Below are 17,856 nucleotides of genomic sequence, written 5' to 3'. Positions count from 1 at the left end.
GCTTGGCGCGATTGGGAAAGGGATTTTACATGAACAAGGCAATCACCGACGGCATCGTGTTCATGCCGCCCGCCTATGCGGCTGGTCTTGGGGTCTGGTCCAGTGGCGACGGCACGCCGGGCTCTCCGACCTATGAGGGGTCGGGCACGGGGGTGTTCGTTCCGGCGGATGCGGATTTCGCAGGCTGTCTGGAGATTTACAAAACGGCAGAGCCTCAGCGGCTGCGGTATATGGGGCAGACGCCTTTGTTGCCGGGCTGCTATCTGCAGATCAAGGCGCGGGTGAAGGCGATCAGTGGGCCATTGCCCGAGGTGCGGATCGCGGGCTGGGCCGGTGGAGCCGGAGATGCGCATGTGGACGGGTTGGTCGAGCAGGGCCCGGCGGTGCAACTGACCGGCTATGGCACCGTGCATGAAGTGACGGCCATCGTGGGCACGGGACTGCGCCCCGGTGTGGACATGCCATGGGGCAATACGGCGCTTTATGGCCATTTTGGATTGGATGTCGAAGGTACCAACGGTGCGGTGGTGCGGGTGGATGATATCGAGATCACTGATGTGACCTCGGTCTTTCTGCGCGATTTGATTGGTCTGGTCGACGTGCGCGATTTTGGCGCTGTGGGTGACGGGGTCACCGATGACTCGGCTGCGTTTGAGGCGGCGGATCAGGCCGCGAACGGGCGCAAGGTTTATATTCCGCAAGGTGAGTTCCGGCTGGAAGAGAACACCAATATGGCGTCCGAGGTCTCGTTCGACGGCACCGTTACGATGCCGGTCGACAAGATGCTGCTGTTGACCAAGAATTTCGATCTGCCAACCTATATCACCGCTTTTGGCGATGAGATGTTGGCCTTCAAGAAGGCGTTTCAGGCGCTGCTGAACAGCTCGGACCATGAATCGCTGGATCTGGGCGGGCGCAAGATCGCAGTGACCGAGCCCATCGATATGGCGGCAGCAGTGCCGAACCGGACGGGCTATGCCACCCGTCGAGTGGTGCGCAACGGGCAGTTTGACGTCAAAAGTAGCTCGAATTGGGATACCGAAACCTTCACCTCGGTCGCGACCTACAGCCCGTCTGATCCTGATACGCTGACCAACGTGGCCAATGTGGTGAATATACCGGTGGGTTCGCTGGTCACCGGCAGCGGGGTCGGGCGTGAGGTTTATGTGCGGTCGAAAAACGAAAGCACCGGTGAAATCACGCTGAGTGCGCCGACTTATGATGCCGCAGGGACGCAGACCTTCACCTTCACATCGTTCAAGTACCTGCTAGATTTCAGCGGTTTCAGTGCGCTGCAGAAGTTCAACATGGAAGGGATCGAGTTCCAGTGTAACGGTCGGTGCAGCGCGATCCGGCTGTCTCCGGGCGGGAACACTTTTGTACTGAAAGACTGTTTCATCAGTCGCCCGAAGGACCGGGGTATCACATCAATCGGGCGCGGATGTCAGGGGATGCTGATCGATGGCTGTCAGTTCCTATCGACCGAGGAAAGTCTGGACGTGCCGGACCGAAGCTCAATCGCGCTGAACGCCAATGCCAACGACGTCAAGCTGCGCCACAACCGGGCCACGCGGTTCCATCATTTCGCGGTGCTGAGCGGCGACAACAATCTGGTGCTGGGCAACCACTTCTTCCAGGGCGACAACGTCGCGAACGGGGTGCGCAACGCCGGGTTGGTGATCATCGGCGGCTATAACAGTTCGTCCATCGCCGAGAACTATGTCGATAACTGTTTTATCGAATGGACCAACGAGCACGATGCCAACCCGGATTACTTCACCAGCTTCTCGTTCAGCGCGCTGAGCATCACGGATAACATCTTTTATGCCAGCGATGTTGCCCCCTGGTTCAGCTATCTGGTGATCCGCCCCCATGGCACAGGGCATTTCTTGAACGGGCTGACCGTCACCGGCAACAAGTTCCGTGTCAACAACGTGCGGATCGACCGAGTGGACCGGGTCGATACCAGTTTTGCCGATCTCGACCCGGAAAGGCACAAGAGGGTGTGTTTCGAGAACAATACGTTTCACGGCATCGATACGCCTTGCGCCAATCCATTGCGGCTGCAGCACACGCAAAGCTCACCGTCATCAGCCTGGACCGTCAGTTCGCAGGGCCAATTGCCGTTCGGGGGCAGGGCGCGCGGGTGTGATGCGGTTGTTGCCCTGGGAAGCCTCAGGACATCGTTGAATGCGGTGCGCTATACCGCGCCATATGTCGAGTTGCGACAGGGATCGGGCCAGAGCGATATCCGCCTGCGCTGGTCCGAAGGCTTGCGTGGTGCGGTTTCGACCATTCTGCGGATTGATACCTGATTGATGCGGTGGGCCGCCTGAATGTAGGCGGCCCATCTTTAATAGCTGCGCCACAATCCAAATTTGATCCCGATGTTATCATCAGCCGAATTGCGCTCGGCACCCAGAATCCAGGTGAGTCTGCCCGTCTTTGGGCGATACATCAGCGAAGGTCGCACCCTCCAGTACCATGGTCGGTCCGAAACATAAGAAGTTTCGATCTGCAGGAGCGGGTCAAACCGTCGACCCGAGGACAGACCGGCCGTGAAATCCAATTTGCGGATCACTGCCTCATGGGTGCGGTTTTCGAGCGCTGCGTCGACATTGATCCATCCGCCTCCCAATCCGGTTTGAATGCTTTTGCCGTATGAAAGTGTTGCTTTGTACATTGCCCAACTACTGTACTGGCGATGGTGCGCGCCAACGCCGAACTCGGCCGCCAGACGCCCTGCTGACCCCATGTCTGCAACCGGCACGCGTGCAATGACCAGCGCGTGCCCATACAAATCCTGATGCTCCTCGGCATCCAGTCCGATCGTGAGTTTCGGCCGCAATCCCCACTCGGTATAAAGCGAGGTTTTGTACTTGTAGACGTCTTCCTCTTTGAAAGCGGTCACAGATAACGCGGTGAAGCTTGACCCCTTCTCGCGGAGCCACGCACCGGACCATGCCGGAGTGCACACCATAAAAAGCAGCGGAATGACGAGAACCAGACGAGCCATGGGGGCAGCATCGGCAGACATGGTTAACGGATGGTTAGTTTCTTGTTCATCTTCGAGAAAGATTTTTTGATCCAAAAACATTGTCTATGTGCAGGAAAAGGGTGGCGTTTTCAAAAGCTGTGCTAGGCTCGGGTCAGCTATAAAGGAGGAGCCTTATGCCGCAGATTTCCAAAACCAACAGCTATCAGACTGTCATCACCACCTTCGAGATGACCCCCGGAACCTGCCAGGACCTTCTTGAGGCGCTGACCGATGCTTATGCCGAGTTCATTTCGAAACAGCCGGGTTTCATTTCAGCCGGATTGCATGTGAATGATGCCCAGACGCGGATTGCCAATTATTCACAATGGGAGCGCCGCGAGGATTTCCTGGCGATGTTGCGCACACCGGAAATGCGAGAGCGGAATCGCAGGGTTAACGAGCTGTGCAAGAGCTTTGAACCCGTGATGTACGACGTCGCCGAGACATTCGGTGAGACCTGATCTGAGTCAATGCACGGCCACCACCGGTCGCGCAGTATAGCGGCACAACTACGGAGGCGCGAGCCATGTATCATAACATTCTTGTTCCCATTTCCTTTGATGCTGAACGGGACAGCTCGGCAGCGTTGAAGCTGGCAGAACTACTGTCGACGCCCGAGGCTGCGGTTACGCTGCTGCATGTGGTAGAGCACATTCCGGATTATGCGATCTCGTACATGCCTGCCGAGTATTTGTCCGAAGCCCGCAAGGCCATTCAGACCGAGCTTGATGCTCTGGCGGCGCGCGTCCCGAATGCGAAGGGGCTGGTGGTTGAAGGCCATTCCGGGCGAACGATTCTGGACTGGGCCGAAGTGAATAAGCCTGACCTGATAATCCTGGCTTCGCACCGCCCGGGGATGCAGGACCTGCTGTTGGGTTCAACCGCGACCCATGTGGTGCGCCACGCCAAATGTGCCGTGCATGTGGTGCGATAAAGTCGAGCTTTTTCCAAGCCGACCCCGATTGCGGCCATGGCTTTGCCACATACCGCGTGTAAGACCTATGGCATGACAACCGGGAAACCAACGAAAGACACCGATCCGAACCCTCGTCTTACACGGCGGCAACGGCGGGCAGACGCGTTGCGCAGGCAGGCTCTGTCTCCGGTGCGTATTCTACTGATGGTGCTGGCCTTGCCCTTAACCACAGGAATGATCGCAATCGGTGTCTACCTGCGCGTTTCAGACTACGAACGTCATGAAGCGGTGATCCATCTGGTGGCGCTGGCTGGGTGTGATGCTGTGGAGATGCTGGGTTTCGGGCCTTTTCGCGAAGGAAGGCCCGGATACCATAAGCGCAATGATCCCGATGGCGATGGTGTCGCCTGTGGCTCGTTTGCCTTGCAGAAACCACGCAATGTCGCGATGCCGGGAGATATCCAAGCCAATCCCCGGAATCTTCAGACCCCGAAACAGCGCACTGTCGGAACGGCAAAATTTTTGAAGCCTTGAATCGGAGGGGGGCGAAATCTTGAGAAGATTTCGGTGCGCTTTCTTTTCAAGAAAGCGTTGCGTGGCTCAGGTGAGCCAACGCACGGGTGCGCGGTTGCAGAAGATTACGATCTGGCCCGAGTTTTCCGCCACTTGATAACCGCGACGATTGATTTCGGCCATAAAACGCTCCATCCCGGCAAAGCGCTCTATATCGCGCGCCTTGCGACGGATTACGCCACCTTGCTGCACCGCCTTGGAGGCGAATAGATCACTGAGCCAAACCTCAGGCGAGAGGGGAGAATTACAGTTATACATCACCTATGATTTGGCGCAGCTAGGTTAATGCCGGGTAAAGAAAGTTGCGCCCGCAATGCGGGTCTTGCCTTGTCCTGACCAGAGCGCCACAGTCGCCGCGATGACTCGTGATGAATTCAATGCCTTTTGCTCGGACCTCAAAGCCACCAGCCATGTCGTGCAGTGGGGCAACGCAGATGTCTGGAAAGTAAGCGGCAAAGTCTTTGCCATCTGTGGTTGGAACGACGGAAAGGATGCGTTTACCTTCAAGGCTACCGATCTAGCCTTTGAGGTCCTCGGAGATGAGCCAGGTATCCGCCCAGCGCCTTATCTGGCATCGCGAGGTATGAAATGGCTGCAGGTTTACGATGAACGTGGCATGAGCGACGCGTCGCTGCGAGATCATATTGTAATCTCATACGATCTGGTCGTAGCTAAGCTGACCAGAAAGGCGCGGGCAGAGCTGGGCCTTTAAGGCGGTCAGTCTTTCATGGCGTGCAGCAGCTCAAGCAGTTTTTTCCGGTCATCATCGTCGGCATAGTCTCCGCTGGCCAGCCGTTCGGCGATGCTGAGGCGCAGACGGTCATGTTGTGTGCGAACCTCTTCGCCCGCCGTTTCAGCGAGGGTCTTCATGATCACTGCCACCGCCTGCTGCCGTTTGGTGGTGGGATTGGCGATGTAGTCCACAAGGCTTTGCTGTCCGGAATCAAGGATGTTTTCTGCCAGATCACGCAGTTGATCCCCATTTGGAAGCAACGGCGTAGGGGCATTTTGCGGTGGCAGAATCTCAGGCGGGTTGCGCGGGGTTTCCGCTAGCGCATTGGTGCCGTCAACAAAGGCTTCGGTGATCATCCGCGTGATCCTGATCGCGCGCGGATCTTTAAACAAAGTCGAGGCAATAGCTACGCCGTAGTCGGTATAGACCCACGGATTGACCCGTCGGCCACCGCGGCCTTCGGGTTTTGAGATCACATTCTGTGATTGCAAATCCGCGACCTCAGCGTCGGAAAGCTGAAAGCGGTAGCCTTCGAACAGATCCTTATTGCGCGAGACGGCCTGATTGAAGGCGCTGACGGATTTTCCGTAAAACTGCGCCAGATCTTCTGCCAGAACCACGCGTACACCGCGCACCCGATGAATGGCGTTTTGGACCTCTTGAGGGCTGGGCAGGTTTTCCGGGTTCGTCATCATATCCGTTTGGAATCACAATTTGTGATTTCAAACGTGACGCAGGGCGCGCTGGGCTGCAAGTTTGAACTGCAGGTAGGTTCGATGTCTCTTGCCGAGAGGTCTGCCAGATTCGGCCAATACCCTGATGGAAATAACCTTTTTGAAGGAACAAGCTTGCCCCCTATCAAGTTGACAATCCTAATGGATTGACTGATACAAACGGAACAAGACCGGGCCGTTAGCTCAGCTGGATTAGAGCAGGGAACTTCTAATTCTCAGGTCGGGGGTTCGAGTCCTCCACGGCTCGCCATTTTTTCAGATGTTTTTCGAAACGGGGCAAGGGTACGGCCCTTATATCTGAATTCAAAGCGGTCGGTCAGACTGCACCAAGCGGGTGCATTCAGCTTTTCCCTCAGCGTTTTGGGCTGGACCTAAGGTCCAACCGCATAAACGCGCTGTTTGGATCGGCGTCATAGCCATAAATCGGATCGCAATAGGAATATCCCAATGTTTCATATAGCTTGCGTGCTGCGTCATATTCCGAGAGATGATTTGCGCCAGTTTCCAGGACAAGTGCGGAAACGCCCTCGGCTCGGGCCAGATCGGCAAGATGGTTCATGATCACACGCGCCAATCCTCGGCCGCGCGCAGCAGCAACCACGTGCACCGATTTAACTTCGGCAGTGCCATCCGGCAGCGCCTTAAGCGCACCACAACCCAAGGGCTTACCCGCCTCATAAATAGCCCAAAAGCGAATGCCCGGCTCGCGCAGGGCATCAATGTCCAGCGTATGATTTGAGGTTTGCGGTGTCGCGTCCCAGCTATGGGCGAGATGCGCTTGAATGATCGGGCGCAGATCCTTGGCGCCGGGGTCTGCTTGGCGGATGTCGATCATTCACAGGGCCTTGTCAGTGGGTCCAGGGAGCGCGCCGGTCAGTGGCGAAATTCTCACCATAGCCGCGCGCCCGCAGGTTCGGCTTGCGCTTGTGCGGCTCGCTTACCTGCGCGTCGATGCCGTTGTCTTTGGCATAGTCCAGCGCCTCTTCCTTGGTATCGAACTTCAGACGCACCTGCGTTTGGGTGTCATTGGACGAGGTCCAGCCCATCAGCGGATCGACCTCACGCGCAGAAGCCGGGGCGTATTCCAGAACCCATTTGCGGGTTTTGGCCATCCCCGAGGTCATCGCGTTTCGCGAAGGCTGGTAAATCCGTGCGCGCATGTCGCCTCTCCGTACTCACTTGGCTGAAGCTGTTTATGCGTCAGAGCGCGCGCCGGGACAAGATGACAATTGTCGCGGGTCGCATGGACTGCCTAATGACAGGTATTGTCATTAGTTCGGGGTAGAAAGCGCGCAGACATAAAAGGACAGCAGGATGCTTCACCAAGAACGCCACCTCGACATCAACGCCCGACCCAATGAGATTTGGGCTATCCTCCGCCGCTTTATGCATATCGATGAGTTTGCCCCGCAGGTTACATCGGTTGATGCTTTGACTGCCGGATCGGATGGTGTTGGGTCACAGCGCCGGTGTCACTTCGCGAACGGCACATCATTGGTCGAAGAGGTGACGGTTTGGCAGGTTGAACGCGGCTACACCGTGCGGTTGTCGCAGATGGCGATGCCTCTGCGCGAAGCACAGGCGGCGATTGCCATCACACCGCTGTCCGACACGTGCAGCCGTGTTATCTGGAGTATGGATTTTCGTATGAAATATGGACCGTTGGGCTGGTTAATGGGACAAACTCTGTTGAAGATGATGATAGGCCGCGTACTGGCCGAGAACCTGTCGGCCTTGGCGGTGAAGGTTCAAACGCACCCCGACGCCCAAGCCCGGACCGCTTAGCTGAAAATGAATCCAGATCAGCCCTTGCAGATGGACAAAATAAGAACAAATGTAGGGGCCTGACCCGGAGCCCGCCCATGCCTTATGCCCATTCCGACAAGACTCAACTGACCGCAGACGACGTGCGCGCGCGTCTGAAACTGGAGGGCGGCAAGGAGTTCGTCATGCACACCGAGTTCGCACCGGCTGGCGACCAGCCGACGGCGATTAAGGAGCTGGCAGGCGGTGTGAATGATGGTGAGCGAGATCAGGTCCTGCTGGGTGCGACCGGGACGGGCAAGACCTTCACCATGGCCAAGGTGATTGAAGAAACGCAGCGGCCTGCGATCATCCTGGCGCCAAATAAGACGCTGGCAGCGCAGCTGTACGGGGAATTCAAGGGCTTCTTCCCAGAGAACTCGGTCGAGTATTTCGTTTCCTATTACGACTATTACCAGCCAGAAGCCTATGTGCCGCGGTCGGACACGTACATCGAAAAAGAATCGCAGATCAACGAACAGATCGACCGGATGCGCCACTCGGCCACGCGGGCGCTGCTGGAACGCGATGACGTGATCATCGTCGCCTCGGTCTCGTGCATCTACGGTATCGGTTCGGTCGAGACCTATGGAGCGATGACACAGGATCTGAAGGTGGGTCATGAGTATGACCAGAGGCAGGTGATGGCTGATCTGGTTGCCCAACAGTACCGCCGCAACGATCAGGCTTTCCAGCGCGGGTCCTTCCGGGTGCGTGGCGATTCCCTGGAAATCTGGCCGGCCCACCTTGAGGACCGTGCTTGGAAATTCTCGTTCTTCGGCGAGGAACTGGAAAACATCACCGAGTTCGACCCGCTGACCGGCGAACGCGCGGCAACGATGGAGCAGGTGCGGGTCTATGCGAATTCGCACTACGTCACGCCGAAGCCAACAATGAACCAAGCGATTATCGGGATCAAAAAGGAACTCCGCATCCGGTTGGACCAGCTGGTTGGCGAGGGCAAGCTGCTGGAAGCTCAAAGGCTGGAACAGCGTACGAACTTCGATCTGGAAATGCTTGAGGCCACCGGCGTTTGTAACGGGATCGAGAACTACTCACGCTACCTCACGGGCCGTGCGCCGGGCGAACCGCCGCCAACCCTGTTCGAATTCATTCCGGACAACGCGATTGTCTTCGCGGATGAATCCCATGTCAGCGTCCCGCAGATCGGCGGCATGTACCGTGGCGACTATCGGCGCAAGTTCACGCTGGCGGAACACGGGTTCCGCCTGCCATCCTGCATGGACAATCGCCCGCTGAAGTTCGAGGAATGGGACGCCATGCGCCCGCAATCCGTCTTTGTCTCGGCCACCCCGGCGAAGTGGGAGATCGAACAGACCGGCGGTGTCTTCACCGAACAAGTGATCCGCCCCACGGGTCTACTGGACCCAGAGGTTGAAATCCGCCCGGTGTCGATGCAGGTGGACGACCTTCTGGACGAGGTGCGCAAGGTGGCCGCCAACGGATTCCGCACGCTGGTGACAACGCTGACCAAACGCATGGCCGAGGACCTGACCGAATACCTGCACGAACAGGGCATCAAAGTGCGCTACATGCACTCGGACATCGACACGCTGGAACGCATCGAAATCCTGCGCGACTTGCGGCTGGGGGCGTTCGATGTGCTGGTCGGCATCAACCTGCTCCGCGAAGGGCTCGACATCCCAGAATGCGGGCTGGTCGCCATTCTGGACGCGGATAAAGAGGGTTTCCTGCGCTCGGAAACCTCGCTGATCCAGACCATCGGCCGCGCCGCGCGCAACGCCGATGGGCGGGTGATCATGTATGCCGACAAGATCACCGGCTCGATGGAGCGCGCCTTGGGCGAAACCAACCGCCGCCGCGCCAAGCAGCTGGCCTATAATCAGGAACATGGCATCACCCCGGAGACGGTGAAAAAGAATGTCGAGGACGTTCTGGCCGGTCTCTACGAAGGCGATGTCGACATGAACCGCGTCACCGCCACCATCGACAAACCGATGCACGGAGCGAATTTGGAAGCGCACTTGGACGGGCTGCGCGAGCAAATGCGCAAGGCCGCCGAGAATCTTGAATTCGAAGAAGCCGCCAACATCCGGGATGAGATCAAACGTCTGGAAGCGGTCGATCTGGCCGTCGCCGACGACCCCATGGCGCGCCAATGGGCGGTCGAGAAAGCCTCGGAAGACGCCGTGAAATCGCGCGGGAGGTCAACGGCGGGCAGGCCAGGTCAGCGGGGCGGGAATGTGAAGCGAAGAAGGAAAAGCTAATTGGAACAAAGTGATAGTCAGCTAAATATTAACCAAGAGCGAAAGGAAGATGCACCGTCAACGATTTGGAAAACGCCACTAGGTAGAGCCATTTTTGGATTCTATTGTGAGACACGCGACAACAGTTATTTCGTTAATGACGACTACATCCAAGCATTATGCAATGTTCAAAATCGAGCAGAGGCAAACTACGGCAAAACGATAGTTTATGCATTTGTTGTAAGCATACTCTCAATTGCAACGGCAAACGACGCTATAGGTGATGCAGGGTATTTTGGACTGAATTTCAATCAAATACCCTATCTGACGGAGTTTTGCTCATTGTCGTTGAGCGTTTTTGCCGTCTTGATTGTGTTTCAAGCGCTCGACATTTTCACAATGACTCGCATGCGAATCGAACTGTTCTCTCTTACTACCTCTGAACACCCGAACATGCGGATGTTGCACCTAAAAGGGAACAACGCTTGGATTGACGCCCTTATCCCAAAAAGAGTGGGCTACCAAAGCCATTGGCTTCACCGCGTCGCTCAAGCAATTGGCTTAAGCCTTTCACTCGTTCTTCCAGTTTCAACAATATTACTCGTCTTTGCTGCCCAAGCCATTTGCGTTGCTTCTGTACTGCCAATCAATGAATTTGATCTATCAGATGGGATAGTTTGGGCGGGTATCTTAATTTCTGTGAGCAGCATCACGATGTTGTTTCTTACAGCTTTGATTCCGCTAAAATTCACATTTCAGAATGTCCCTCGACCAATTCAGGATGAGACAAACCAATTTTAGCAAGCGTAGGATGGGTGCTCGCACCCATCTCACCCGTGACTATACAACAAACGATAAAACCCTCTCAGATCACGGTGCCAACGTCTTAGAAGTCAAACAGCTCATCCAGAAAGCCGCCGCGTTTCTTCTTTTTACGGTATCCGTGATCAGATCGGTCATCATAACCCCGCTGCGGCGGTGGGGGCGGCGTATGGTCGGCAGAGCGATCGATGATCTTGTCCAGCTCTCCACGGTCCAGCCACACGCCACGACATTGCGGACAATAATCAATCTCGACCCCGCTCCGCTCGGTGATTACCAGCTGAGTTCCATCAATCGGACATTGCATCAGACGCTCTCCTTTTTCTGTCCTGAACAGATGGGAGCGCGCGCAGGGTTTTTCACCCTACTGCGACCGCACGTCCCGCTATGGGCAAAGCTGTAGGGCAGAGTTGGCCCGGTCCCGCGCTGCCCCCTTCAGCATTGGAATTCACAAATTGAGGTTCCAAATGGTTGCCATGACGAACCCTAAGAAATTTCTCAGCAGCTGATGGGTGCATAGACCCATTGTCTCTGTCTTCGAGCCCTCAATGCTGGGTTGGATACTCCCCAAAACGCGATGGAAATGTGCTTAGGGCTCACCTCAAAACGCAGGCGAAACCCAAACGTGAATTGGTCTAACGAGATGCGTGCTACGAGACCGCAGAACGACCCGAGTTTGGACAAAATTCCGCCCAAAATCGTCAATAGCCGCCGCTGTGCAACAGATCGAATACAGATTGGAAATCAATGAAAAAGGCAGCTCTTCTTCTTGCCCTATTGCCCGCAGCCGCAGTCGCTGAGGAGCGGGTGTTTGAATGTGAGGCACCGGATGCGGAACACCCGGAAATGGCCGCTCGGCTTGTGAAGTATGATGGCCAGCAGAAGGGCCACATCACGATCGGGGATATCGACAAGGATGTGGATGTGTTTCCCGGTCTCGACACCCTGACCTATCTGTATGTCGGTGAGGATTACACGCTGAATTATAACGTTCACCCTGAGAAGGGCACGTTTGATTACTCTGCCTCTGGCAGCAAGTCAGGATGGGGCAAGGGAACGTGCGTAGAGACCACGGGCCAATAATGGCGTTCGAATAGAATGATTTAAGGCGCGGTCGAGACGGCAGTCTGGTCGCGCCTTTGCTTTTGTTCCGAGATCAAGTTCGCACAGCTGATCCAAGCATTTGCAACATAATTACGAACCCAGGCGGAACTTGGTCGGTGTCATTCCGGTCTGGCCCCTGAAAAAGCGTGTGAAATGGGATTTGTCGGAGTAGCCGAGCATCAGACCGATCTCAGCTATTGTCATTTTGTCTTCTCCGAGGTGTTCCTTGGCGACATCGACACGCAGCCGTTTGATTTCGCGGGGCAGCGTTGTGCCTTGCTGCTGAAGCGCCTTAAGAAACCGTTCCGGCTGTATTCCCAACAATCCAGCCACCACCTCTGGTCCCAAATCGGTTTCATCCAGCTTATCGCGTAAAACAGATCGCAAAGCAGCTACTACGGTTACTTCTTCATCTTGTCGCGGTGAGGCGATGGGCTTGGCAGAGCCCTCAGAGACATGGTGCAAAAACAACCATTCTACAGGGAAACTAATCTGCATTCCGGGATCGGTCCCAAGGCCGACCTCGATCCCTTTGTAATCGATAGGTAGTCCGTTGATGTATCTGCTTTCCCATCGCACACGAGAAGAATCCCAGGCATCTCCGACGACGGTCTGCAATAGGCGTACATAGATTGCGGCACCAAAACCGGTCACCTGAATCGGCGGTACAGTAGGCTCTTGTTGTCTTTCGATTCGATAAGTCGCTTTGTCCGCTTCTACGACAAGGCTGTGTCGCACAGAATTGGATTCCTGCGGTACAAGCCCCACGAAACGGGTAAAGAACTCGAACAGCGTCTTTGTCGATTGCAGGGCCTGAGCGAACGGAGGCCACTCTTGCAGGTCAAACGTCTCCCCTACTTTCAGTCCAAGGTATCGATCCCCTGATACTTCTGAGAAGGCATTTACCAAACCATAGACCAACTCTGAGTGCACGAACACGGCTGGGTCAGACAACAGTTCGGCTTTCAGGCCGACCTGATCCAATGCTGGTTGCGGATTGATCTTACGTTCGGTGAGATATTGCAGGAATGGAGCAGCTAAGGAGAGGCGAATAAAGCCCTCGCTATGCTCTTGAGAGGTGGAGTTGAAAGGCAAGCTCGTCACCCTTGTCTGGATTAGTTTTAAGAAGTGGCCATTTTTTCAATCACATTCGAACATCCTAATTCGAAAGTGGCAACCGAGCCAAGATTTTCCGGACTACAGTTTGCAAAACACGAATATGAAGGGAGTACTTATGTCCGGCCTACGATTGTCCCTTTGCTCGACGGTAATTGTCGCTGCAGCTCTTTCTTTTTCAACGTCCGCGCATGCTCAGGATCAAGAAGAACCCCAAACGCTGTTTACTAACGTGCATGTCTTCGATGGCGTGAATGAACAGCGTATCGAGAATGCCAGCGTATTGGTCGAGGGTAATCTGATTAAGGCCGTATCAACCGATGCGATCGATGCCCCCAACGCCACGGTCATTGACGGAGAGGGACGGACACTGACGCCCGGGTTTATTGAACTGCACGCGCACCTCATGCTGATGGGGCCGACGTTACCTGCGATGGAGGCCAACACTACGTGGGAGGATTTTGCCATACACGGTGCGCGGATGGCCGAGATGTATTTGATGCAGGGCTTCACCACAGTCAGGGATGCGGGTGGCGCCAATGGCGGGTTACGTCGCGCAATTGACGCAGGCCAAATTGACGGCCCGCGTTACTTTCCATCTGGTGCATTTATCGGAACGCGAGGTGGTCACGCTGACTTCGCGAATTTCACCGCACCGCCCGGGTCTGAAACAAACATGAGCAGGCTGAACTTGGCGCAGGAAATTAGCGGTGTTGATGACGTTTACAAGTTCGCACGCAACAATTTCCGCATGGGCGCGACGCAGTTGAAGTTCATGCAATCTGGTGGCGTCGTTTCGGCCTTCGATCCGTGGCAGTTGTTGGCTGGATCGCCTGAGGAAATCAAAGCTGCGGTACAGGTGGCAAACGAGTATGGCAGCTATGTCATGGCGCATTCCTATCGGAAGGAAGCAATCCTAAGCGCGCTAGACGCGGGTGTGATGTCGATCGAACACGGCTTCTCGTTTGACTGTGAAATTGCCCAAGTCATGAACGAAAAAGGGGCGTACATTACGACCAATCTGACGGCCTTCGATCCCGGATTGCTTGATATTCCGGCAGTGGCAAATGTCCCGTCGAGCCTTGCCAAAGCAAAGTCCGCCTCGGCCACATTTGCAGGCTACATCGACAATATGAAGGAATGCCCGGTGAAGCGAGGATTCCAGACCGACTGTGTTGGTTCGGTCGAGGCATGCAATATCCAGATTGCCTACGAGAAGCACCTGAACAATGAGTTTTTTGGACCCTACACGTCGATGGTGACGCTGACATCGACGGGTGGTGAGGTGGTCGCTTTGTCAGGTGACTTTATGAACCCGTACACCGCCGGAAAACTGGGCGTTATCGAGGAAGGAGCTTATGCGGATATCCTGCTCATCGATGGTAACCCACTTGAAGACTTCACGGTTGTTGGCACGGGTGATCAATGGTTCGGTGCCGACCCGAGGCCTGAAAGCCCAGATACGATCCGCCTGATCATGAAGGACGGCGTCATCTACAAAAACACACTGGATTGACCTGTCTGAACAGCCGGAGAGTATTTATGCGACATTGCTTCCGCTCCGTAGTATTCGCAGGGTTGGTTTGGTGTGCTCTTCCTGTCATGGCGACGCCAGGAACCGCGTTAGACTGGTCTGACCTGCCTGACCCGTCCGCGCAGGTCTTTGAAGACCCCTATCGCGAACTTAGCGCCGAACAATTCGACGATGTCCTTTACGTCGTACGACTGCGCGGCAGATTGCAGCGGGACTTTGGTAGCAATGAAGAAAGGCAGAAATGGCAAGAGCTTCTGACCGAGACTGAGGATGCCTTGGTGGCAGATGGGATTGATGTCGACTGGCTGCTGGATCAGCGAGAGGTCGTGACGGAACGTCGAAGAAAAGCCGGTACAAACGGAAATCCGCAATTCGACGGTCAAACAATCACACTCGCGGGCTTTGCCATTCCCGCTCCGAGTGATCCGGACGGGCGACCTGTCGCGTATCTGGTGCCGGAACGCGGGATGTGTAGTCACATGCCTCCTCCTCCGCCCAACCAGATGATCCGTGTACGGTTGAATGGAGACTGGACGCCCAGCTATTTCCACGAACCCGTTCGGCTGACGGGCACGCTGACTATCGATCCTTCTGTTCAGAATATGATGGTTGTGGACGGCCTCATGCCTATGAATGCGACTTTCCAGTTGGAGACGGAACGCGTCGAAACTCTGGAAACTGAAGCAGACAGGCTGGAATGGAAGCAGCGCGCCGCCGATCGCATCCGGGCGGCGGGAGCTCGCAAGACCAGCGGGGCAAAGACGTCTGAATGATAAGACTTCTGTTTGCCGCATTGAGTATTGCCTTTGCTGGCGCAGCGTCGGCCCAAGGACTATCCGGACCATCTTCAGTTGAAGCTGATCTAGAGCCCGGCGATGGGCTAACCGATCCGCAATACCGTACCGATTTTCCACGCAATATCGCACCAGGTTGGTTTCAGTGGAAAGACCGACTGGCCGAGGAAGGTTTTCGCTTCAATATTGACTACTTGGCATTGGGCCAATCCACGAATGCTGATCTTGGAACCGGCGAAGCGGCAAGCGGAATTGCGCGTTTTTACGGTAGTTGGCAGGCAACTGAACGCGGCTCTCTGACATTCAAGATCGAAGACCGGCACAGTTACACTGATGTTGCCCCACAGTTTCTTGGGCTGGATGGCGGAGCACTTTCGATCACTGGGACAGCCTTCAACGATAATGGTTTGCTGCTGACCAATCTGTTCTGGACGCAAAGGGCCAAGAACGGCGCGTGGACACTGCAAGTCGGGCAGATTGATGTAACGGACTTTGTGGACATTTACGGGTTGGTCAGCCCATACAGCGGTTTCCAGAACCTGTCTTTCAATACCAACCCGACTATCAACACACCCAATCAAGGCCTTGGCATTGCCGGTGGGGTAAAGCTGAGCGAAAACTTCTACGCTGTTGCGAGCGTCTCAGACGCAAACGCCGACCCGTCTGATCCAAATTTCGATGTGTTCAGCGATGGCAATCTCTTCAAGTCACTCGAGCTTGGTTACACCTCCGGCTTTGATCGCATTTACTTCGACAATATCCATCTGACCCTTTGGCACGCGGATGCAGCCGACGATGGCAGCCGCCCTGAAGATTATGGGGCTGCCTTCTCAGCGGCTTGGTTTGTTGGCAATAAATGGATGCCATTCTTCAGGGCAGGGGCCTCAAAAGGGACAGCGGCGCTTTATGATCGGTCCGTTTCTGCAGGTCTGGGATATTACGGTCGTAATACCGATCTGGCCGGGCTGGGACTGAACTGGGCCGAGGCAAGGGGCATAGACGGTGATCAGTTCACGCTCGAAGCATTCTATCGTTTTTCAATATCACCCGGGCTGCAGATCACGCCATCACTGCAGTTCATTTCTGACCCGCTGCTGAACCCCACGCAGGATAGCATTATGCTGTTCGGTCTAAGAACTCGGATCGTTTTTTGAGATGGTTCGAGAGTGACAACCAAAAAGCAAAGTAGATTGGGAGGTTCGGACATGAAGACCTTGTTAGCCCTAGGTGCCATAGCGATTGCTATTGGGAGCGCATTGAACGCCAGCGAGGAAAGCAAGACTTGGGAAGCGTCAGATGAGGCGAAGCAATTTGTGCAGGACGCAATTGTCCTTGGCATGTTGGCCAGCCCCCACGGCACCGGCTGGACCGAAGACGAGCAGCTTCACACATACTTTGAGCGTGCTCGCGAGAACGGTATCACAGGGCACGAAATGACGCTGGCTGCTGCAGATATGTCTTTCGAAACCTTTCTGGATCAGCATTACCACTTCCGTGCGGCCATGGCGCAGCAACCGGAAAACTACCTGATTGTGAATGAAACCCGCGATATCGAAGCTGCCCATTTACAAGGCAAAACGGCGGTCATCTGGAACAGCCAAACGGCCACGATCCTTGACAGCGACCTTAAGAAGATGGCGGTGCTCAAGGATATGGGGATCAAGAGTATGATCCTGGCCTACAATGACATCTTCCGCACAGGTTCAGGACAATTGGCGGCCTACAACGGGCGCGATATTGGTCTGACCCTTTGGGGGAAGTCGGTCATCGATGAAATGGTGAGGTTCGGTATCCTGCTGGACCTGAGCCATACTGGCTCAAAAACGGCCAATGACGCAATGGACTACATGGATGAGACCTATCCCGGTGTGCCTTATGTTTACACGCACTCTGTCCCTGCTGGTCTTTACGCGAATGAACCGAATGCGACGCTGCGCGGGTGTTATCGTGCCATTCCCGACGACGAGGCGCTGCGCGCGGCCAAATCGGGCGGCTACATTTCTCCGACCTTCACTGAATGGATGATGGACGGCGTCTGGCCTGAAGATATCTCACCCAAGCAGGCCGCTGACATGATCGACTATTACGTCCGACTTGTAGGAGTTGACCATGTCGGAATCGCAACGGATGACATGTTCTCACTTGAACTCGTCGTGCAGTGGGCGACTGACAATGCGAGTATGTACGATGATGGCGGCTACATGATCGACGCGTTCAACAAAGGGGCTACCGGCAACGGCGAACTCGCCAAAATCCTTGCGGCGATAACCGATGACCTTTGGGCGCGGGGCTATTCAAACGAGGACCTTGCAAAGATCTATGGCGGCAACAAAATGCGGGTTTATGCGCAAGTTTGGGAAGGCAAACCACCCGAGCAATTCATGAAAGAATACCCTGAGCGTTTGCGTCTGAGGCAAGAACTTCGTGATGGATTCTATTCGCGGTAACCGTATGGAGCTTGC

General features: G+C 55.3%; 20 protein-coding genes and 1 tRNA gene. 15 read left to right on the top strand and 6 right to left on the bottom strand.

Going from position 1 to position 17,856, the window contains the following annotated elements; genetic code table 11:
* Positions 1-29: 29 nt before the first annotated feature.
* Positions 30-2,315 (top strand): glycosyl hydrolase family 28-related protein, encoded by a 2,286-nt coding sequence (locus tag ACR0NE_RS13765; RefSeq protein WP_170597324.1) that lies wholly within the window; start codon positions 30-32, stop codon positions 2,313-2,315.
* A 38-nt stretch (positions 2,316-2,353) separates the two neighbouring features.
* Here ACR0NE_RS13765 and ACR0NE_RS13760 read toward each other — a convergent pair whose 3' ends face one another.
* Positions 2,354-3,037 carry a hypothetical protein gene (locus ACR0NE_RS13760; protein ID WP_480459915.1) on the bottom strand — a complete coding sequence of 228 codons (684 nt, stop codon included), beginning with the start codon at positions 3,035-3,037 and terminating at the stop codon, positions 2,354-2,356.
* A 134-nt stretch (positions 3,038-3,171) separates the two neighbouring features.
* Between ACR0NE_RS13760 and ACR0NE_RS13755 the strand changes: the two genes are divergently transcribed.
* The 5 genes from ACR0NE_RS13755 to ACR0NE_RS13735 all read left to right on the top strand — a co-directional run bounded on the left by ACR0NE_RS13755 (position 3,172) and on the right by ACR0NE_RS13735 (position 5,238).
* Entirely contained in the window at positions 3,172-3,498 is a 327-nt protein-coding gene (locus tag ACR0NE_RS13755) for an antibiotic biosynthesis monooxygenase family protein (protein ID WP_170395957.1), read from the top strand.
* 65 nt (positions 3,499-3,563) lie between these two features.
* Positions 3,564-3,971: a universal stress protein gene (locus tag ACR0NE_RS13750; RefSeq protein WP_170395959.1), complete on the top strand. Its 408-nt coding sequence runs from the start codon at positions 3,564-3,566 to the stop codon at positions 3,969-3,971.
* 72 nt (positions 3,972-4,043) lie between these two features.
* Complete coding sequence (locus ACR0NE_RS13745; RefSeq protein ID WP_480459914.1) at positions 4,044-4,487, top strand: excalibur calcium-binding domain-containing protein; 444 nt, start codon at positions 4,044-4,046, stop codon at positions 4,485-4,487.
* A gap of 33 nt (positions 4,488-4,520) precedes the next feature.
* Positions 4,521-4,736, top strand: coding sequence for a hypothetical protein (locus ACR0NE_RS13740; protein WP_170514064.1), 216 nt, complete (start codon positions 4,521-4,523; stop codon positions 4,734-4,736).
* A gap of 148 nt (positions 4,737-4,884) precedes the next feature.
* Complete coding sequence (locus tag ACR0NE_RS13735; protein WP_170514068.1) at positions 4,885-5,238, top strand: MmcQ/YjbR family DNA-binding protein; 354 nt, start codon at positions 4,885-4,887, stop codon at positions 5,236-5,238.
* 5 nt (positions 5,239-5,243) lie between these two features.
* Here ACR0NE_RS13735 and ACR0NE_RS13730 read toward each other — a convergent pair whose 3' ends face one another.
* Entirely contained in the window at positions 5,244-5,951 is a 708-nt protein-coding gene (locus tag ACR0NE_RS13730) for an ORF6N domain-containing protein (RefSeq protein ID WP_170514072.1), read from the bottom strand.
* Between the two features lie 214 nt (positions 5,952-6,165).
* Here ACR0NE_RS13730 and ACR0NE_RS13725 point away from each other — a divergent pair.
* A tRNA-Arg gene (locus ACR0NE_RS13725) sits at positions 6,166-6,243 on the top strand.
* Between the two features lie 102 nt (positions 6,244-6,345).
* Here the strand turns inward: ACR0NE_RS13725 and ACR0NE_RS13720 are convergent.
* Both ACR0NE_RS13720 and ACR0NE_RS13715 read right to left on the bottom strand, forming a co-directional pair.
* On the bottom strand, positions 6,346-6,828 hold the full coding sequence (locus ACR0NE_RS13720) for a GNAT family N-acetyltransferase (RefSeq protein ID WP_170597325.1): 483 nt from the start codon (positions 6,826-6,828) through the stop codon (positions 6,346-6,348).
* 13 nt (positions 6,829-6,841) lie between these two features.
* Positions 6,842-7,153, bottom strand: a complete 312-nt coding sequence (locus ACR0NE_RS13715) for an ETC complex I subunit (protein WP_010442452.1) — start codon at positions 7,151-7,153, stop codon at positions 6,842-6,844.
* Between the two features lie 154 nt (positions 7,154-7,307).
* On the opposite strand from ACR0NE_RS13715, the gene ACR0NE_RS13710 reads away from it, so the two are divergent.
* The 3 genes from ACR0NE_RS13710 to ACR0NE_RS13700 all read left to right on the top strand — a co-directional run bounded on the left by ACR0NE_RS13710 (position 7,308) and on the right by ACR0NE_RS13700 (position 10,825).
* On the top strand, positions 7,308-7,778 hold the full coding sequence (locus tag ACR0NE_RS13710; protein WP_170597326.1) for an SRPBCC family protein: 471 nt from the start codon (positions 7,308-7,310) through the stop codon (positions 7,776-7,778).
* A 77-nt stretch (positions 7,779-7,855) separates the two neighbouring features.
* Complete coding sequence (gene uvrB / locus ACR0NE_RS13705; protein WP_170597327.1) at positions 7,856-10,045, top strand: excinuclease ABC subunit UvrB; 2,190 nt, start codon at positions 7,856-7,858, stop codon at positions 10,043-10,045.
* Complete coding sequence (locus ACR0NE_RS13700) at positions 10,046-10,825, top strand: hypothetical protein (protein ID WP_170597328.1); 780 nt, start codon at positions 10,046-10,048, stop codon at positions 10,823-10,825.
* Between the two features lie 85 nt (positions 10,826-10,910).
* Here the strand turns inward: ACR0NE_RS13700 and ACR0NE_RS13695 are convergent, their stop codons facing one another.
* The gene (locus ACR0NE_RS13695; RefSeq protein ID WP_170408258.1) at positions 10,911-11,153 is read right to left on the bottom strand and encodes a TFIIB-type zinc ribbon-containing protein; all 243 of its coding nucleotides are present in this window, start codon (positions 11,151-11,153) and stop codon (positions 10,911-10,913) included.
* A 440-nt stretch (positions 11,154-11,593) separates the two neighbouring features.
* On the opposite strand from ACR0NE_RS13695, the gene ACR0NE_RS13690 reads away from it, so the two are divergent.
* Positions 11,594-11,929 carry a hypothetical protein gene (locus tag ACR0NE_RS13690; protein ID WP_170514092.1) on the top strand — a complete coding sequence of 112 codons (336 nt, stop codon included), beginning with the start codon at positions 11,594-11,596 and terminating at the stop codon, positions 11,927-11,929.
* 111 nt (positions 11,930-12,040) lie between these two features.
* Here the strand turns inward: ACR0NE_RS13690 and ACR0NE_RS13685 are convergent, their stop codons facing one another.
* On the bottom strand, positions 12,041-13,045 hold the full coding sequence (locus ACR0NE_RS13685; protein ID WP_170395978.1) for an AraC family transcriptional regulator: 1,005 nt from the start codon (positions 13,043-13,045) through the stop codon (positions 12,041-12,043).
* Positions 13,046-13,169: 124 nt separating this feature from the next.
* Here ACR0NE_RS13685 and ACR0NE_RS13680 point away from each other — a divergent pair, with 124 nt between their 5' ends.
* The 4 genes from ACR0NE_RS13680 to ACR0NE_RS13665 all read left to right on the top strand — a co-directional run bounded on the left by ACR0NE_RS13680 (position 13,170) and on the right by ACR0NE_RS13665 (position 17,841).
* Entirely contained in the window at positions 13,170-14,582 is a 1,413-nt protein-coding gene (locus ACR0NE_RS13680; protein ID WP_480459912.1) for an amidohydrolase family protein, read from the top strand.
* A gap of 86 nt (positions 14,583-14,668) precedes the next feature.
* A complete protein-coding gene (locus ACR0NE_RS13675; RefSeq protein ID WP_480459910.1) occupies positions 14,669-15,373 on the top strand; it encodes a DUF3299 domain-containing protein in 705 nt (234 codons plus the stop codon).
* Positions 15,370-16,548 (top strand): carbohydrate porin, encoded by a 1,179-nt coding sequence (locus tag ACR0NE_RS13670; RefSeq protein WP_170597330.1) that lies wholly within the window; start codon positions 15,370-15,372, stop codon positions 16,546-16,548. Before ACR0NE_RS13675 ends, ACR0NE_RS13670 begins: the two co-directional genes overlap by 4 nt.
* 51 nt (positions 16,549-16,599) lie before the next feature.
* The gene (locus tag ACR0NE_RS13665; protein WP_170597331.1) at positions 16,600-17,841 is read left to right on the top strand and encodes a membrane dipeptidase; all 1,242 of its coding nucleotides are present in this window, start codon (positions 16,600-16,602) and stop codon (positions 17,839-17,841) included.
* The last annotated feature ends 15 nt before the right edge of the window (positions 17,842-17,856 follow it).

Source organism: Ruegeria sp. C9 (genome assembly GCF_056537585.1).
This window is presented reverse-complemented; position numbering and strand designations above follow the sequence as displayed.

Coding starts and splice junctions, on each gene's coding strand:
- ACR0NE_RS13760 (WP_480459915.1), bottom strand. CDS start 3,037: ATGTCTGCCGATGCTGCCCCCATGGCTCGTCTGGTTCTCGTCATTCCG.
- ACR0NE_RS13675 (WP_480459910.1), top strand. CDS start 14,669: ATGGCGACGCCAGGAACCGCGTTAGACTGGTCTGACCTGCCTGACCCG.
- ACR0NE_RS13670 (WP_170597330.1), top strand. CDS start 15,370: ATGATAAGACTTCTGTTTGCCGCATTGAGTATTGCCTTTGCTGGCGCA.
- ACR0NE_RS13710 (WP_170597326.1), top strand. CDS start 7,308: ATGCTTCACCAAGAACGCCACCTCGACATCAACGCCCGACCCAATGAG.
- ACR0NE_RS13755 (WP_170395957.1), top strand. CDS start 3,172: ATGCCGCAGATTTCCAAAACCAACAGCTATCAGACTGTCATCACCACC.
- ACR0NE_RS13720 (WP_170597325.1), bottom strand. CDS start 6,828: ATGATCGACATCCGCCAAGCAGACCCCGGCGCCAAGGATCTGCGCCCG.
- ACR0NE_RS13730 (WP_170514072.1), bottom strand. CDS start 5,951: ATGACGAACCCGGAAAACCTGCCCAGCCCTCAAGAGGTCCAAAACGCC.
- ACR0NE_RS13695 (WP_170408258.1), bottom strand. CDS start 11,153: ATGCAATGTCCGATTGATGGAACTCAGCTGGTAATCACCGAGCGGAGC.
- uvrB (WP_170597327.1), top strand. CDS start 7,856: ATGCCTTATGCCCATTCCGACAAGACTCAACTGACCGCAGACGACGTG.
- ACR0NE_RS13765 (WP_170597324.1), top strand. CDS start 30: ATGAACAAGGCAATCACCGACGGCATCGTGTTCATGCCGCCCGCCTAT.
- ACR0NE_RS13690 (WP_170514092.1), top strand. CDS start 11,594: ATGAAAAAGGCAGCTCTTCTTCTTGCCCTATTGCCCGCAGCCGCAGTC.
- ACR0NE_RS13750 (WP_170395959.1), top strand. CDS start 3,564: ATGTATCATAACATTCTTGTTCCCATTTCCTTTGATGCTGAACGGGAC.
- ACR0NE_RS13745 (WP_480459914.1), top strand. CDS start 4,044: ATGACAACCGGGAAACCAACGAAAGACACCGATCCGAACCCTCGTCTT.
- ACR0NE_RS13715 (WP_010442452.1), bottom strand. CDS start 7,153: ATGCGCGCACGGATTTACCAGCCTTCGCGAAACGCGATGACCTCGGGG.
- ACR0NE_RS13665 (WP_170597331.1), top strand. CDS start 16,600: ATGAAGACCTTGTTAGCCCTAGGTGCCATAGCGATTGCTATTGGGAGC.
- ACR0NE_RS13735 (WP_170514068.1), top strand. CDS start 4,885: ATGACTCGTGATGAATTCAATGCCTTTTGCTCGGACCTCAAAGCCACC.
- ACR0NE_RS13680 (WP_480459912.1), top strand. CDS start 13,170: ATGAAGGGAGTACTTATGTCCGGCCTACGATTGTCCCTTTGCTCGACG.